This window comes from Pararhizobium sp. O133, assembly GCF_051669845.1.
Lineage (GTDB): Bacteria > Pseudomonadota > Alphaproteobacteria > Rhizobiales > Rhizobiaceae > Pararhizobium.
The window spans coordinates 579,659-593,006 of sequence record NZ_CP196426.1 but is presented as its reverse complement, the minus strand read 5'-3'; the positions used below and the strand labels follow the sequence as shown (position 1 = coordinate 593,006).

Genomic DNA, 13,348 nt, shown 5'->3' with positions numbered 1-13,348 from the left:
AGGCCAGTCCCAAGGGACCGGCCCGCGCGGTTAGCGCTTTACGGAATGAAAGTTCGCCGGGTTGATCCCGAGCGTATAGAGGTCGCGGTCCAGCGGACGGCGGTTGCCTTCGACTGCTGCGGCAGCGGCCGTGGCCGCGCCGAAAATGGCGAAGGCGTCACCGAAAAAGCCTCGGGCAGATTTACGGGCACTCATCTCTTTCTCACTTTCCTGTGTTGGTTGCATCGTTGTTCGATGAGAGGAATATGAGCCTCGGCACCCCCATTTACAACGCACAGGAATTCACCCCAGCCATGCAAATAGAAAAGGTCCGGTCGGCGCCCACCGACCGGACCTTGTCCGGCAACAGTCTTGCGAGGACTGTCAGTCTTCGCTTGCCGCCAGTTGCGACAGGACTTCACCACGCCCGCGGGCGCGCAGGATCAACGGCACGATCAGCGCCAACGCCGCGATGAACAGCAGAACGGCGGCAACCGGCGAGGTGAAAAGCACCGTCACATCGCCCTGGCTGATCGACAGCGCCCGACGCAATTGCTGCTCGGCCAAGGGGCCGAGGATCAGGCCGACCACCACGGGTGCGATCGGGTAACCGAAGATGCGCATGACATAACCCAGCAGGCCGAACGCCAGCAGCATCCCTAGTTCGAACACCGACGGGTTGGCGCCGATGGTACCGAGCGTCGCGAACAGCAGGATGCCGGCATAAAGCCAGGGTTTTGGGATCGTCAAAAGCTTCACCCACAGGCCGACCAGCGGCAGGTTGAGCACCAGCAGCATGAAATTGGCGATCAGCAGCGAGGCGATCAGGCCCCAGACGAGTTGCGGATTGGTGGCAAACAGCAGCGGGCCGGGCTGCAGACCGTATTGCTGGAAGCCGGCCAGCATGATCGCCGCCGTCGCGGTCGTCGGCAGGCCAAGGGTCAACAGAGGCACGAGCGTGCCGGCGGCAGACGCGTTGTTGGCCGCTTCCGGCCCCGCGACGCCTTCGATGGCGCCGTTACCGAACTCTTCCGGATGCTTGGTCAGACGCTTTTCGGTCGCATAGGACAGGAAGGTGCCGATCTCGGCACCGCCCGCCGGCATGGCGCCGATCGGGAAGCCGATCGCCGTGCCACGCAGCCACGCCTTCCAGGAGCGGCCCCAGTCCTGCGCCGTCATCCAGACGGATCCCTTGACAGCCTCGACCTTGTCCGGCCCCTGGTCGCCCTGCGCCGCGATATAGAGCGATTCACCGATAGCGAACATGGCGACGGCAAGCGTCGTCACTTCGACCCCGTCGAGCAGGTCGGGAATGCCGAAGCTCATGCGCGCCTGTCCCGTCAGTTGGTCGATGCCGATGATGGCGAGGGCAAAGCCGATGAACAGCGAGGTCAGCCCTCGCAACGTCGAATCGCCGAACGCCGAGGAGACCGTGACGAAAGCCAGCACCATCAGCGCGAAATATTCACGCGGGCCGAAGACCAGGGCCAGCTTGACGACGAACGGGGCGATGAAGGCCAGGCCCAGCGTGGCGATGAGGCCGGCGACGAAAGAACCAATGGCCGCCGTCGCCAATGCCGGGCCACCTCGCCCGGCCCGGGCCATCTTGTTGCCCTCGAGCGCCGTGACGATGGAGGCGCTTTCACCCGGCGTGTTGAGCAGGATGGATGTCGTCGAGCCGCCATACATGCCGCCGTAATAGATGCCGGCGAACATGATCAGCGAGCCGCCCGGATCGAGCTTGTAGGTGACGGGTAGCAGCAGCGCCACCGTCAACGCCGGACCGATGCCCGGCAGCACGCCGACGGCCGTGCCGAGGGTCACGCCGATCAAGGCATAGAGCAGGTTCATCGGCTGGGCGGCGATGAAAATGCCCTGCAACAGGAAATCGAATGTGGTCATGTCAGGGCCTTACCAAAACAGGTGTTCGAGCGGACCGGCGGGCAGCGACAACTGCAGGAGGCCTGCAAAGATCAGCCACACGACAAGACAGATCGCGACACCGATCGGGATGGTGAACCAGAGCTTGCGCTTGCCGAAACCGGCGGCGGTCAAGGCAAAGAGCAGACCGGTGGCGATCGAGAAGCCGAGCGGCTTCAAAAGCAGCATCTGGGCGGCGAGACCGCCGACGATCCAGACGACGGGGCCGGCTTGCTGGCGTTCGCGCACCGGAAAATCACCCCGAAGCGCCTCGAAAACGGTCCAGGCGGCCAGGAGAAGCAGGCCGCAGGCGATGACGAAGGGAATGGTGGCCGGGCCGATACCCGAATAGCTGGTGATCTTGGCCAGCCGCGACGTATCCCAGAAGATCACGCCGGCAAGGGCCGCCAGGAAAACGGCAATGGCAAGCGCCGCCCTGTCGGGGCGACGCTTTTCCGTTGAAGGGGTGTGACCCTGGCTCATTGAACGAGACCGATGTCCTTGAGGACGGCTTCAGTGGCCGAGACGTCCTTGGCCAACTGTTCCTTGAAGGCGTCGCCGGCAAGATACGTGTCGGTCCAGCCCTTGGTCTTCAAGGTTTCCTGCCAGCCGGCGGACTTGGCCAGCTTCTCGATATCGGCCGAGACGGCGGCCGTCTGTTCCGGCGTCAGGCCCGGTGCCGCGGCGATCATGCGCCAATTTTCAACCACGACGTCGAGGCCGCCTTCCTTGATGGTCGGAGCATCGATGCCGGGCAGGCGCTCCGGGCTCGACATGGCGAGAAGGCGCAGCGTGCCGGCCTTGATCTGCGATTCGAATTCGCCATAGCCGGAAATGCCGGCCGTGACCTGGCTGCCTAGAATAGCGGCCAGCGCTTCGCCGCCACCCGAGAAGGCAATGTAATTGATCTTGGTCGGGTCGACGCCGGCCGCCTTGGCGATCAGGCCGACCGCGATATGGTCGGTACCGCCGGCCGAGCCACCACCCCAGGATACCGCGCCCGGATCCTTCTTCAGCGCTTCGACCAAGTCACCCATGGACTTCAGCGGCGAATCGGCGGGAACGACGATGGCTTCGTATTCGCCGGTCAAACGCGCGATCGGGGTAACGTCGTTGAGCGAAACCGGCGACTTGTTGGTGAGGATGGCGCCGACCATGACGTAGCCGCCGACGATCAGGGCATTGGCGTTACCCGCCGACTGGCTGGCGAACTGGGCAAGGCCGATCGTGCCACCGGCGCCCGGTACGTTCTGTACCTGCACATTGCCGGAGATGCCTTCCTGCTGCATCACGGTCTGGATCGAACGGGCCGTCTGGTCCCATCCGCCGCCCGGATTGGCGGGAGCGATGATGGTGTAGTCGGCAGCGACGGCCGGCAGGGCAAGAGCGCCGGCGAGAATGGTTGCCAGGAAAAACTGTTTCAAGAGAAGTCCTCCGTCAGGCGCGCTGATTTCGGCGCGCATTGTTCATCTTTGCGAACGGGAGAACGGTCATCGAGCGACACTGGACGCGGCCGCCTCGAAAGGCTCACCATTGCGTCGGGTCTGATGAAGCACCTCCCATACGCCTCGATCGTCCGCCTCCACGGACGATGAAGAACCACAAGGCACCACAGCAAGCTGTCATTTACCTGACATCAGCGGAACCTTGCCGGATTAATGTCCCTTAATTTTCCCGTCGCGTCTACCGGCAGGCCGAAACTTCCGCTTCCGGCAGATCACTGCAGGCGCAAGACCTCGTTCCAACGAGCGATCAGCCGGGCGCGCTTGACCTGATCGAGATAGACCATCAGGCCGGGGCTCACCGGAACCGGCCGCAACTGCGCCCCCAGCATTTCGCGAAGGGTGTTGGCCGTATTGACCCCCGCCACGTCGGGGCTGACGGCCGGGATCTGCAATTCGCGCGCCATGATCGTCTGGCCTTCCGCCGACATGAAAAATTCCAGATAGCGCCGCCCGAGATCCGGCGAGGCCGCCGCCTGCGGCACGAGACCGATGCGCGACATGACGACGGTATAGTCACGCGGCAGCACGATGCCGACATCGGGATGGCGCGCCGCCCAATCGGCGGCATAGGAGCCGAGTATGTTGTAGCCGAGCACGAAGCGGCCGTCCGACACGCGCTCGAGAATGGCCGAGCTGGTGGAATAGAGCTTGACGCCCGCCGCTCCCATCGCCTGGATGACCGACCAGATGTCGCCGAACTGTTCCTGGTCGCGCGCCATGAACAGGAAGCCGACGCCGGAGCGCTCGATATCGTAGGTGCCGATCTTGCCGTAGACGGCGCTTCCCTGCCGCTTGAGATAATCGACGAATTCGGCACGGGTCGAGGGCGGCTTTTGCGTGGTGAAGCTCGGCTTGTGATAGACGAAGACAGCCGGTTCGAAGGTCAGGGCGTAAGCCGTGTTGCGCCAGTTCGCCCAGGATGGCCAGCGGCCTGACATCGGCAGATCGCTGCGCTGCGCATAACCGTCATTGCTGAGCTTCACCTGCAGGTCCATGGCCGAGGAAAAGGCAAAATCCGCGGTCTTTTGGCCGGCATCGGTCTCCTTGACGATCCGGTCGTAAATCTCACCCGTCAGCATGTCCTCGTAGCGCACCGCCACATCCGGATTTGCCGCCTGAAAGCCGGAGATCATCGGCTTGGCCAAAGGCTCATCGAGCGACGAATAGACGACGACGGTCTGCGCGGCCGCATTGCCGGAGAGGGCCGGAAACATGACCGGCTGCGCCATGGCCGGAAAGGCGAAGAGACCGAGAAAAGGGAGAAGGAAACGCATGGAACCATCTTGCAGCAGCGCCCGCACCTGCACAAGGGACGGCCTGCATAAGGGACGGGCTGGCACAAGGGACGGGCCTTCGGACAGAACCCATCGAGATAGGCCCGCGCAGGTTTCGCGGCCTAGGGTCCGCCCGCCGGGGATGATCACGCGGCCAGTTCGTATTCGCCCTGCAGCACCGGATGAACCGGAAGCGGTGATCACAATAACGGGATTTTCAATGGTTACGCCCCTCCAGTCCGTTCGTCTTCAGTCCGCGCAGTTTCTGCTGAAAGCGCTGAAAGAGACCGAGCAGCAGTCCGACACCGGCAACAGCCGCACGGCGCTGCTGCAACGCTACGGCATAGACACATCAAGCTCCTCGTCACAGACGCTGTCCGCGCTCCTGTCCTCGCTGTCGCCGGCGACGACCGGGACGGAGGAGCCGGCCATTTCCAACGATGTCACCACGGCCTCGTTCATGGCCGGTCTCAAAAAATCACTGGAAGCGATGGCGGAGACGGCCGGAACGAGCGCGCAGGGCAAATCCATGCTGGCGGCGCTTGAGGCCGGAACACTCACGGTCACCGATCCGCTGAGCGGCGTCACCATCAAGGCCTGGGATGCCGACAGCGCCGAGGAAAAGGACACTGACAGCAAGGCGGGCACGGCGACCGAGAAGTCCGGCTGGAGCGCGTTCCTCAAGGCCCATCTGTCGCGCGACGCCGATGCCGCCTTCACCAAGACGGCCGAGGGCAGCTATATCGACAAGACCACCGGCGACAATGCCTATTTCGGCACTGTCGGCTCCGAATATGTCTATCTGACTTGGCCGCAGGCAAAGTCCGAGGCCTGATCGGGCCGAATTCCTCCCGTCACGCAGCCTTTGGGTGTCCTTGCCCAAAGGCATCATAAAGCCTTGAATCCGGCTTCCGTTTCCCGCCTCATGCCATACTATGCCCCAAGGGAGAACACGGAATTGCGCATTCTTTTGGTCGAGGACAATCTGGCGCTGTCGCAGGGACTGTCGGCGATCCTGCGTGGCAGCGGCTATGCCGTCGATATCGTCTCCGACGGTGCCTCGGCCGATGCCGTCACCTCGACCGAAACTTTCGATCTCGTCATCCTCGACCTGACCCTGCCGGAAATGGACGGTCTCGATGTGTTGCGCTCGATGCGCGCCCGGCAGAACAAGGCCGCCGTGCTCATTCTCACCGCCCGCGGCACGCAGGAGGAAAAGATCAAGGGTCTCGATCTCGGTGCCGACGACTACATGATCAAGCCCTTCGACGTCAGCGAATTCGAAGCCCGCGTCCGCGTGCTGCTGCGCCGGCAGGCAGGCTTGCGATCCTCGCTCGTCAGCTACGGCAATGTCTCGCTCGATCTCAATTCGCGGACCTTTTCCGCCGATGGCGTCACCGTCGATATTCCCGCCCGCGAACTGGGACTGCTGGAAATCCTGTTCATGCGCGCCGGCAAGGTGGTTGCCAAGGAAGCGATCATCCAGTCGCTGACCGCCTTCGACGACGATCTCAGTGCCAATGCCATCGAGCAATATGTCAGTCGTTTACGCAAACGTTTGGCGCCGCACGGGCTGACGGTGCGCACCGCGCGCGGCATCGGCTATTATCTCGACAAGACGACGGACGCCTGATGGTCGCCGCCTATTCACTGCGCCGCCGGCTGCTTGCCTGGCTTTTGATCTCCACGGTGGTGATCGGCGCGCTCGCCCTCATCGACACCTACCGCGAGGCGGTAACAACCGCCAACGCCGTCTCCGACCGGGTGCTCGCCGGCTCCGCGCTGGCGATCGCCGAGCGTGTCGTTGTGGCCGAGGACGGCTCGCTCGAAGTCGATATTCCCTATGTGGCGCTGGAGATGCTGACCTCGGCGGCGCAGGACCGCGTGTTCTACCGTGTCGACGGTCCGCCCGGCCAGTTCATCACCGGCTACCAGAACCTGCCATCGATCGCCGACATGAATGGCCAGTCCGCCGTTTACGCCGACGCGCAGTTTCGCGGCGAACCGATCCGCGTCGCGGCACTTGAACGGTCGGCCTCGACCGGCATCAATTCCGTCCCCTTCGTCGTCACCGTCGCCGAAACGACGATTGCCCGGCGGCAGTTGACGCAGGCCATCCTGCTGCGCTCGGCGTTTCGCCTCGGCATGATGATCCTCGGGGCGGCGGTCATCGTCTGGATTGCCGTCACCTTTTCGCTGCGCCCGCTCTACCGGCTGGGCGACGCGATTGCCGAACGCAATCCCGACGATCTGCACCCGATCGACCAGCAGGTGCCGAGCGAGGTGCAAGGTCTCGTCGAGACCGTCAATTCCTTCATGGTTCGCCTGCAATCGGCGTTGGACGCGCTGCGTCATTTCACCGGCAATGCCAGCCACCAGATGCGCACGCCGCTGGCAATCATCCGCACCCAGCTTGCGCTGTCCGTTCGCGCCACGACACTGGAGGAGGCGCAGGGCGCCGCCCGCAAGGGCGACGAGGCCGTCGCGCATGCCGAGCGCATTCTGGCGCAATTGCTGCTGATGGCAAAGATCGACGCGGCAGGTTCAAGCGAACCGCAGCCGCTGGCGACCATCGACTTGACGGCGCTGGCGCAGGAATTGACAGGGGATCATGTGCCGGGCGCACGCGACGCAGGCATCGACCTGGGTTTTGAAGGCGAGAGCGCGGCGCTCATCCAGGCGGAGCCGTTGCTGATCGGCGAATTGCTGCGCAACCTGATCGAGAACGCGATCGCCTATGCGGGCAAGGGGGCCGAGGTAACGGTCCGTGTCGCCGCGCAGCCGACGGAAATCCGGCTCGATGTCGAAGACAACGGTCCCGGCATCCCGCCGGAAAACCGGCAGGTCGCACGCCAGCGTTTTGCGCGCGGCGGACGCGGCGAAGCTCCGGGAATGGGATTGGGTCTTCCGATCGTCGAAGAAATCGCCGGATTGTTCGGCGGACATCTCACGCTGGGCGAAGGGCCGGATGGCAGGGGCTTGAAAGCTTCCGTGACGTTTCCGGCCGCCGTGTCCGCCTAAGGATCGATCGAGATTCAGCTCAGGCCGAGTCGAAAATGGTGATTTTTCGTGACCCGGAGCGCAGCGTACTTAACGTACGTGAGCACCGGAAGCGCGGAAAGCGCCATTTGCAGACCGGTATGGGCTGAATGGCGATTGATCCTAGCGGTTGCGACCTGTCATGAGAGAGGTCGTTTCACGGGTCTGAACGAGAAGGATCGCGTTCCAGATCATCTGGACAAAGCCGCGATCAGACGGGCTCGACAGCTTGCGCTGCGAAAACATGATAAGCTCCATAAGGTTGTTTGCGAGTGTCAGGTAGCACTTCCCGTTCTACTTTGGAAGTAGCGATAGAAACAAATCTGCCATGCGCGGCAAGCATGGCAATTTTGACGCATTTCTATTTGCTTTATCGGATATTAACCAAAGTAAAATGCGCGATATAGTTCATGGACTTTCTCGCTATTCGTTCGTCGATTCAGTGACTTGATGCACGTTGGCGCCGCCTTGGAAATTCGGCATCCAGACCGCTCCATCGATCTATTTTCGACGCCCGCACGACGGTCTCCGTCTTCAATCGCTAACTTCATCGTATAAACGTCAACCGTGAAATACTTGTCGTTGATCGTCTCGTAGGTGCGGTCGGTGCGGCTTTCGGCGAACGCCTTGTTCAGCTTTTCACGAAGATCGTTGTCTTCCCGGCGCATCGCGATGCCGTCGCCGACGAAAACAAACAACGAGCGGCGGGAAGAGAAGCGCTTCAAAATGTCGGCGGCGTATTGATCCACAACAGCACGGTCTCCCCATCATGCCGGTTCGACCAGGCGTGGTGGCGGCGGCTCTCGAAATAGAGAGAATCTCCGGGATGAAGATCGTGAAACTGGTCGGAATCGAGCACGAACTCGACCCGGCCGGAGAGGACATAGACGAATTCCTCGCCCTCATGCTTGTAGGCGCCTTCGCTGGAGGCGCCGGGTTCCAGCACGAAACGATGGCAATCCATCTGGTTGCGGCCTTCGGCCAGCAGTTGGACGGTGACGCCCGGCATCGTTCGCGGCCATGCACGCCATTCGCCGGCACGCACCAGCGCCCGGACCTCCGGCTCGTCCTCGCCCGAAAGGCTGGAGACCGTCGTTCCGAAATATTCGGCGAGATTGTGCAGCACCGCCACCGAGACGCCCTGCGACGTCCGCTCCAGCGTCGACAGGACCGATGCTGCGATGCCGACATCGCCGGCGATCTGTTCCAGCGTCCCGCCCGCCGCGTGCCGCAGGCTCCTGAGCTTGCGCCCGACCTGCGAGATTGGGGTGGATTCAGTGTTTACGGCCGAACCGGGATCGTCCGGCTCGCTGGCCTCAGCTTCGAGCGCTTCGCGAATGGCTGCGGGATTGAGGCCGCGTTCGGCCCGGAACCACGAAATGCGCTTCAGCTGGGCGACATCGCCTTCGCTATATTGCCGGTGGCCGGTGGCGGAGCGTTCCGGCACGACAAGCCCCTGCGTTTCCCAAAGCCGCAAGGTCGAAGCCGATACGCCGGCGAGCCTCGCCGCCTCGGCAACCTTGTATCGAACGGCATCGCTCATCGGAGGCCACACGAAAGGGTCATGTCATCAATGTTCCAGATCCCGGAAAAGGTCTTCACCCGTATCGCGGCGGCGCGTGTCCCGCTCGATTGCCGGTACGGTCTCGACTTCCGGGACTTTCAGCTCGAAGGGCAGGCGCTTTTCTTCGGCAATGCGCAGCATCAGCAGGCGGATAGCGTCGGAAACGGACAGACCCATGGCATCGAGGGCCGCGATCGCTTTCTGCTTTGTGGTGGAATCAATGCGGGCACGGATAATAGCATCTGCAGTCATTGCATCATTCTCCTGATGGCTGCGCGTTACAACTGTGCGGGAGAACCACGAAAGCCCATCGGAGCGTCAGCCGCAAAATCCTGCATGTTCGAAGTATCAAAAAATATGCATTCGGCGTGTAAGGCACCAACGTAGCCACACAACGTCGCGACGCACAAGAAAAAGCATCACAAAGACTGCATTTCCGATCACTATAATTAATTTGCAAGCCTACAGAAAAAATATAGGATTTGCAAAATTCAACTCACTCGCTTCAGGATGATAGCCGTGACCAGTTTGACCGATCGCAAGAACGCAGCCATTTCCCGCGGTGTGGGCATGACCACGCAGATTTATGCGGATCGGGCCGAAAACGCTGAAATCTGGGACAAGGACGGCAACCGCTACATCGATTTTGCTGCCGGCATCGCGGTCGTCAACACGGGACACCGCCATCCGCGCGTCATCGAGGCCGTCAAGGCGCAGCTCGATCGCTTCACCCATACCTGCCACCAGGTCGTTCCCTACGAAAACTACGTCGAACTCGCGGAGCGCCTGAACGCGATCGTTCCCGGCAATTTCGAGAAGAAGACCATCTTCGTCACGACGGGCGCCGAGGCAGTCGAAAATGCCGTCAAGATCGCCCGCGCCGCCACCGGCCGCCAGGCGGTCGTCGCCTTCTCCGGCGGCTTCCACGGCCGTACCTTCATGGGCATGGCGCTGACCGGCAAGGTCGTTCCCTACAAGGTCGGTTTCGGCGCCATGCCGGGCGACGTCTTCCATGCCCCCTTCCCGGTCGAAATGCACGGCACGACCGTCGAGCAGTCGCTTGATGTCCTCAAGAAGCTGTTTGCGGCCGATGTCGATCCGAACCGCGTTGCCGCCATCATCATCGAACCGGTGCAGGGCGAAGGCGGCTTCTATCCGGTTCCGGTCAACTTCATGAAGGCAATCCGCGAGATCTGCGACCAGCACGGCATCCTGCTGATCGCCGACGAAGTGCAGACCGGCTTTGCCCGCACCGGCAAGCTGTTTGCCATGGAACATTACGGCGTATGCGCTGATCTCACGACCATGGCCAAGGGCCTTGGCGGCGGCTTCCCGATCGCAGCCGTCACCGGCCGCAAGGAAATCATGGACGCGCCCGGCCCCGGTGGTCTCGGCGGCACCTATGCCGGCAGCCCGATCGGCGTTGCGGCGGCGCATGCCGTTCTCGACGTCATCAAGGATGAAGATCTCTGCAACCGCGCCGAACAGCTCGGCGGCCGACTGAAGCAGCGCCTCGCCGCTATCCGCGAAAATGTCCCGGAAATCGTCGATATCCGCGGTCCTGGCTTCATGAACGCCGTCGAGTTCAACGATGTGACGACCAGCCTGCCGAGCGCTGACTTCGCCAACAAGGTGCGGCTAAAGGCACTCGAAAAGGGTCTCATCCTGCTCACCTGCGGCGTGCACGGCAATGTCATCCGCTTCCTGGCGCCAATCACCATCCAGGACGGCGTCTTCGCCGAGGCCCTCGACATCCTCGAAGCGTCGATCCTCGAAGCTCGGGGCTGACGGAGTCCGGCTAAGCTGATAATCGCGCTTGACAAGGGAGGGCGGCGATCCCTCTTCTCCCCAGCGGGGAGAAGAGGACGCAAGCGGCACACTCCGTCGTCCTCTCGCCCCTCCTGCGGGGAGAGGACCAGGGTGAAGGGCAACGCGGCGAAAATTTAGCAGGTCACCAGAAGGGATCACCGATGATCTTCACCGATACACTGATCGCTCACGTCAGGGAGCCCGATCTGCTCGGTCTGGTGAACGTGCCCATCGCTCCCGATGCACGGACTTTCGACGTCCTCAACCCGGCCAATGGCGCCACGCTCGCGACATTGCCCGACATGGGCGTGGCGGAAACCCGCACGGCGATCGACAATGCCTATGCGGCGCAATTTCCCTGGGCTGAACGCCCGGCCGGGGAGCGCAGCACGATCCTGCGCCGCTGGCACGATCTGGTCATTCTGCATCTCGACGATCTCGCGGCCATCCTCACCGCCGAAATGGGCAAGCCGCTCAACGAGGCGCGCTCCGAGGTGCAGCACGCGGCCGCCTATATCGAATGGTATGCAGAGGAAGCCAAGCGGGTTTACGGCGAAACCATTCCTGCGCCTTCGACCGACCGGCGCATGCTGGTGATCAAGCAGCCGGTCGGCGTCGTCGGCACCATCACGCCATGGAATTTCCCCGCCTCGATGGTGGCGCGCAAGATCTCGCCGGCGCTGGCTGTCGGCTGCACGGTCATTCTCAAGCCCGCCGAGCAGACGCCGCTGGTGGCGCTCGCCATGCATGCACTGGCCGTCAGAGCCGGATTTCCGAAGGGCGTCCTCAACCTCGTTCTCGCCTCGGAAGGCGATGCGATCGGCCGCGAACTCTGCGCCAATCCGCGTGTGCGCAAGATCAGCTTCACCGGCTCGACCGAGGTCGGCCGCATCCTGATGCGGCAATGTTCCGACCAGATCAAGAAGGTGAGCCTCGAACTCGGCGGCAGCGCGCCCTTCATCGTCTTCGACGACGCCGATATCGACGCAGCCGTCGATGGCGCGATCCAGGCCAAATTCCGCAATGCCGGCCAGACCTGCACGTCCGCCAACCGCATCTATGTCCAGAGCACGGTCCACGACGAATTCGCCGCCAAGCTGGCCGCCGAAGTCGAAAAGCTCACGGTCGGCGACGGCTTTTCCAAGGGTGTCACCATCGGCCCGCTGATCGACAGCCGGGCCATCGAGAAGGTCGAGGCCCATGTCAACGACGCGGTTTCGAAGGGGGCGACGCTGCTCAGCGGCGGCAAGCGCGTCTCCAGCGCCTTCTTCGAACCGACGGTCCTATCCAATGTCGGCAAGGGCATGCTGGTCGCCTGCGACGAAACCTTCGGCCCGGTCGCCCCGATCATCCGCTTCGAGACGATGGAAGACGTCATCCTGCAGGCCAACGACACGATCTATGGCCTCGCCGCCTATTTCTACGCGACCGAGCTGAAAAAGGTCTGGCGCATCGCCGAAGCACTCGAATACGGCATGATCGGCATCAATACCGGCCGCATGTCCTCCGAAGCCGCCCCCTTTGGCGGCCTCAAGCAATCCGGCATCGGCCGAGAAGGCTCCCGCCACGGCGCGGAGGACTATCTGGAGTTGAAATATCTCTGCATGGGGAATATTTGAGGGCACGTCCCGACATTATCAGCTTCAGTGCATCGTCGGCGCGAGTCTGATATTCATCTTCGTCGCCGCCGAAGCCAACCTCTTGTCGCGCGTCCATAACATGCAGTGCGGCGTAAGCAGGACGGATGCCAGAAGATGTACATCGACATAACCTATGCCGACGCCGAATAGTGTTTGTCGCTCGATCAACCGCATGACTTCTGCTGGCGATGCGACCTGAGCTTGAGGCAACTCTCCGAACATCTGCAGAATGTTTTTCCGGTTACGCAAAGTGCCAAGAGCGACTTCTCCCGCGACGAACGGATGCATCAATCCGTTTTGCGCGACCAGCAAATCCAGCAGAATATCGTTGGGTGCATGAAGATGATCGACCCATATCGATGTATCGATGAGAACCATGGGGCTCATTTGAAGCGTCGGCGGGGGATATCCTCCAGATCTGGCTCCGTACCGCCCAAGAGGGCCAGCCGCCTTCCGGCTTCACGCGCAATAAGAGATTTGAGCGCCTCTCTCATCAGCGCACTTTTTTCGTCGATCCCGGTCAATTCTTGTGCCCGGGCGAGCAATTCATCATCGAGAATAATGGTCGTGCGCATCTGGGCATCCTCACAATACGCATCAAATCTATCATCGAATGAT

General features: G+C 62.1%; 15 protein-coding genes and 1 pseudogene. 5 read left to right on the top strand and 11 right to left on the bottom strand.

Annotation, left to right across the window (positions count from 1 at the left end):
- Window positions 1-30 precede the first annotated feature (30 nt).
- The 5 genes from ACST81_RS02795 to ACST81_RS02775 form a co-directional block, all read right to left on the bottom strand.
- Complete coding sequence (locus ACST81_RS02795) at window positions 31-195, bottom strand: hypothetical protein (RefSeq protein WP_112408490.1); 165 nt, start codon at window positions 193-195, stop codon at window positions 31-33.
- A gap of 168 nt (window positions 196-363) precedes the next feature.
- On the bottom strand, window positions 364-1,881 hold the full coding sequence (locus tag ACST81_RS02790; protein ID WP_438751280.1) for a tripartite tricarboxylate transporter permease: 1,518 nt from the start codon (window positions 1,879-1,881) through the stop codon (window positions 364-366).
- Window positions 1,882-1,890: 9 nt separating this feature from the next.
- The gene (locus ACST81_RS02785) at window positions 1,891-2,382 is read right to left on the bottom strand and encodes a tripartite tricarboxylate transporter TctB family protein (protein ID WP_438751279.1); all 492 of its coding nucleotides are present in this window, start codon (window positions 2,380-2,382) and stop codon (window positions 1,891-1,893) included.
- Window positions 2,379-3,323, bottom strand: coding sequence for a Bug family tripartite tricarboxylate transporter substrate binding protein (locus tag ACST81_RS02780; protein ID WP_438751278.1), 945 nt, complete (start codon window positions 3,321-3,323; stop codon window positions 2,379-2,381). The genes ACST81_RS02785 and ACST81_RS02780 overlap by 4 nt, the downstream gene beginning before the upstream one ends.
- A gap of 293 nt (window positions 3,324-3,616) precedes the next feature.
- The gene (locus ACST81_RS02775; protein ID WP_438751276.1) at window positions 3,617-4,678 is read right to left on the bottom strand and encodes an ABC transporter substrate-binding protein; all 1,062 of its coding nucleotides are present in this window, start codon (window positions 4,676-4,678) and stop codon (window positions 3,617-3,619) included.
- Between the two features lie 220 nt (window positions 4,679-4,898).
- On the opposite strand from ACST81_RS02775, the gene ACST81_RS02770 reads away from it, so the two are divergent.
- From ACST81_RS02770 to ACST81_RS02760, 3 genes are all read left to right on the top strand, one after another.
- A complete protein-coding gene (locus ACST81_RS02770) occupies window positions 4,899-5,513 on the top strand; it encodes a hypothetical protein (RefSeq protein ID WP_438751275.1) in 615 nt (204 codons plus the stop codon).
- Between the two features lie 123 nt (window positions 5,514-5,636).
- Window positions 5,637-6,311, top strand: coding sequence for a response regulator (locus tag ACST81_RS02765; protein WP_438751274.1), 675 nt, complete (start codon window positions 5,637-5,639; stop codon window positions 6,309-6,311).
- A complete protein-coding gene (locus tag ACST81_RS02760) occupies window positions 6,311-7,699 on the top strand; it encodes a sensor histidine kinase (RefSeq protein WP_438751273.1) in 1,389 nt (462 codons plus the stop codon). The genes ACST81_RS02765 and ACST81_RS02760 overlap by 1 nt, the downstream gene beginning before the upstream one ends.
- Before the next feature lie 141 nt (window positions 7,700-7,840).
- Here the strand turns inward: ACST81_RS02760 and ACST81_RS02755 are convergent, their stop codons facing one another.
- The 4 genes and pseudogenes from ACST81_RS02755 to ACST81_RS02740 all read right to left on the bottom strand — a co-directional run bounded on the left by ACST81_RS02755 (window position 7,841) and on the right by ACST81_RS02740 (window position 9,533).
- Complete coding sequence (locus ACST81_RS02755; RefSeq protein ID WP_274534236.1) at window positions 7,841-7,963, bottom strand: hypothetical protein; 123 nt, start codon at window positions 7,961-7,963, stop codon at window positions 7,841-7,843.
- Window positions 7,964-8,262: 299 nt separating this feature from the next.
- Window positions 8,263-8,406 (bottom strand): annotated as a pseudogene (locus ACST81_RS02750) (amino acid ABC transporter); the annotation flags it as partial.
- A gap of 32 nt (window positions 8,407-8,438) precedes the next feature.
- Complete coding sequence (locus tag ACST81_RS02745) at window positions 8,439-9,260, bottom strand: MerR family transcriptional regulator (protein ID WP_438751272.1); 822 nt, start codon at window positions 9,258-9,260, stop codon at window positions 8,439-8,441.
- Window positions 9,261-9,287: 27 nt separating this feature from the next.
- Entirely contained in the window at window positions 9,288-9,533 is a 246-nt protein-coding gene (locus ACST81_RS02740; protein WP_438751271.1) for a type II toxin-antitoxin system RelB/DinJ family antitoxin, read from the bottom strand.
- A gap of 267 nt (window positions 9,534-9,800) precedes the next feature.
- Between ACST81_RS02740 and ACST81_RS02735 the strand changes: the two genes are divergently transcribed.
- Window positions 9,801-11,069 carry a 4-aminobutyrate--2-oxoglutarate transaminase gene (locus ACST81_RS02735; protein WP_438751269.1) on the top strand — a complete coding sequence of 423 codons (1,269 nt, stop codon included), beginning with the start codon at window positions 9,801-9,803 and terminating at the stop codon, window positions 11,067-11,069.
- A gap of 182 nt (window positions 11,070-11,251) precedes the next feature.
- Window positions 11,252-12,709, top strand: a complete 1,458-nt coding sequence (locus ACST81_RS02730) for an NAD-dependent succinate-semialdehyde dehydrogenase (RefSeq protein WP_438751267.1) — start codon at window positions 11,252-11,254, stop codon at window positions 12,707-12,709.
- 24 nt (window positions 12,710-12,733) lie between these two features.
- Here ACST81_RS02730 and ACST81_RS02725 read toward each other — a convergent pair whose 3' ends face one another.
- Both ACST81_RS02725 and ACST81_RS02720 read right to left on the bottom strand, forming a co-directional pair.
- On the bottom strand, window positions 12,734-13,108 hold the full coding sequence (locus ACST81_RS02725) for a type II toxin-antitoxin system VapC family toxin (RefSeq protein WP_438751266.1): 375 nt from the start codon (window positions 13,106-13,108) through the stop codon (window positions 12,734-12,736).
- A gap of 5 nt (window positions 13,109-13,113) precedes the next feature.
- Window positions 13,114-13,305 carry a type II toxin-antitoxin system VapB family antitoxin gene (locus tag ACST81_RS02720; RefSeq protein ID WP_438751265.1) on the bottom strand — a complete coding sequence of 64 codons (192 nt, stop codon included), beginning with the start codon at window positions 13,303-13,305 and terminating at the stop codon, window positions 13,114-13,116.
- Window positions 13,306-13,348 lie beyond the last annotated feature (43 nt).

Excerpts from the sequence above, each read along its gene's own strand:
- ACST81_RS02760 (WP_438751273.1), top strand. The coding sequence starts at position 6,311 with ATGGTCGCCGCCTATTCACTGCGCCGCCGGCTGCTTGCCTGGCTTTTG.
- ACST81_RS02795 (WP_112408490.1), bottom strand. The coding sequence starts at position 195 with ATGAGTGCCCGTAAATCTGCCCGAGGCTTTTTCGGTGACGCCTTCGCC.
- ACST81_RS02770 (WP_438751275.1), top strand. The coding sequence starts at position 4,899 with ATGGTTACGCCCCTCCAGTCCGTTCGTCTTCAGTCCGCGCAGTTTCTG.
- ACST81_RS02790 (WP_438751280.1), bottom strand. The coding sequence starts at position 1,881 with ATGACCACATTCGATTTCCTGTTGCAGGGCATTTTCATCGCCGCCCAG.
- ACST81_RS02755 (WP_274534236.1), bottom strand. The coding sequence starts at position 7,963 with ATGTTTTCGCAGCGCAAGCTGTCGAGCCCGTCTGATCGCGGCTTTGTC.
- ACST81_RS02730 (WP_438751267.1), top strand. The coding sequence starts at position 11,252 with ATGATCTTCACCGATACACTGATCGCTCACGTCAGGGAGCCCGATCTG.
- ACST81_RS02740 (WP_438751271.1), bottom strand. The coding sequence starts at position 9,533 with ATGACTGCAGATGCTATTATCCGTGCCCGCATTGATTCCACCACAAAG.
- ACST81_RS02720 (WP_438751265.1), bottom strand. The coding sequence starts at position 13,305 with ATGCGCACGACCATTATTCTCGATGATGAATTGCTCGCCCGGGCACAA.
- ACST81_RS02745 (WP_438751272.1), bottom strand. The coding sequence starts at position 9,260 with ATGAGCGATGCCGTTCGATACAAGGTTGCCGAGGCGGCGAGGCTCGCC.
- ACST81_RS02775 (WP_438751276.1), bottom strand. The coding sequence starts at position 4,678 with ATGCGTTTCCTTCTCCCTTTTCTCGGTCTCTTCGCCTTTCCGGCCATG.
- ACST81_RS02785 (WP_438751279.1), bottom strand. The coding sequence starts at position 2,382 with ATGAGCCAGGGTCACACCCCTTCAACGGAAAAGCGTCGCCCCGACAGG.
- ACST81_RS02725 (WP_438751266.1), bottom strand. The coding sequence starts at position 13,108 with ATGGTTCTCATCGATACATCGATATGGGTCGATCATCTTCATGCACCC.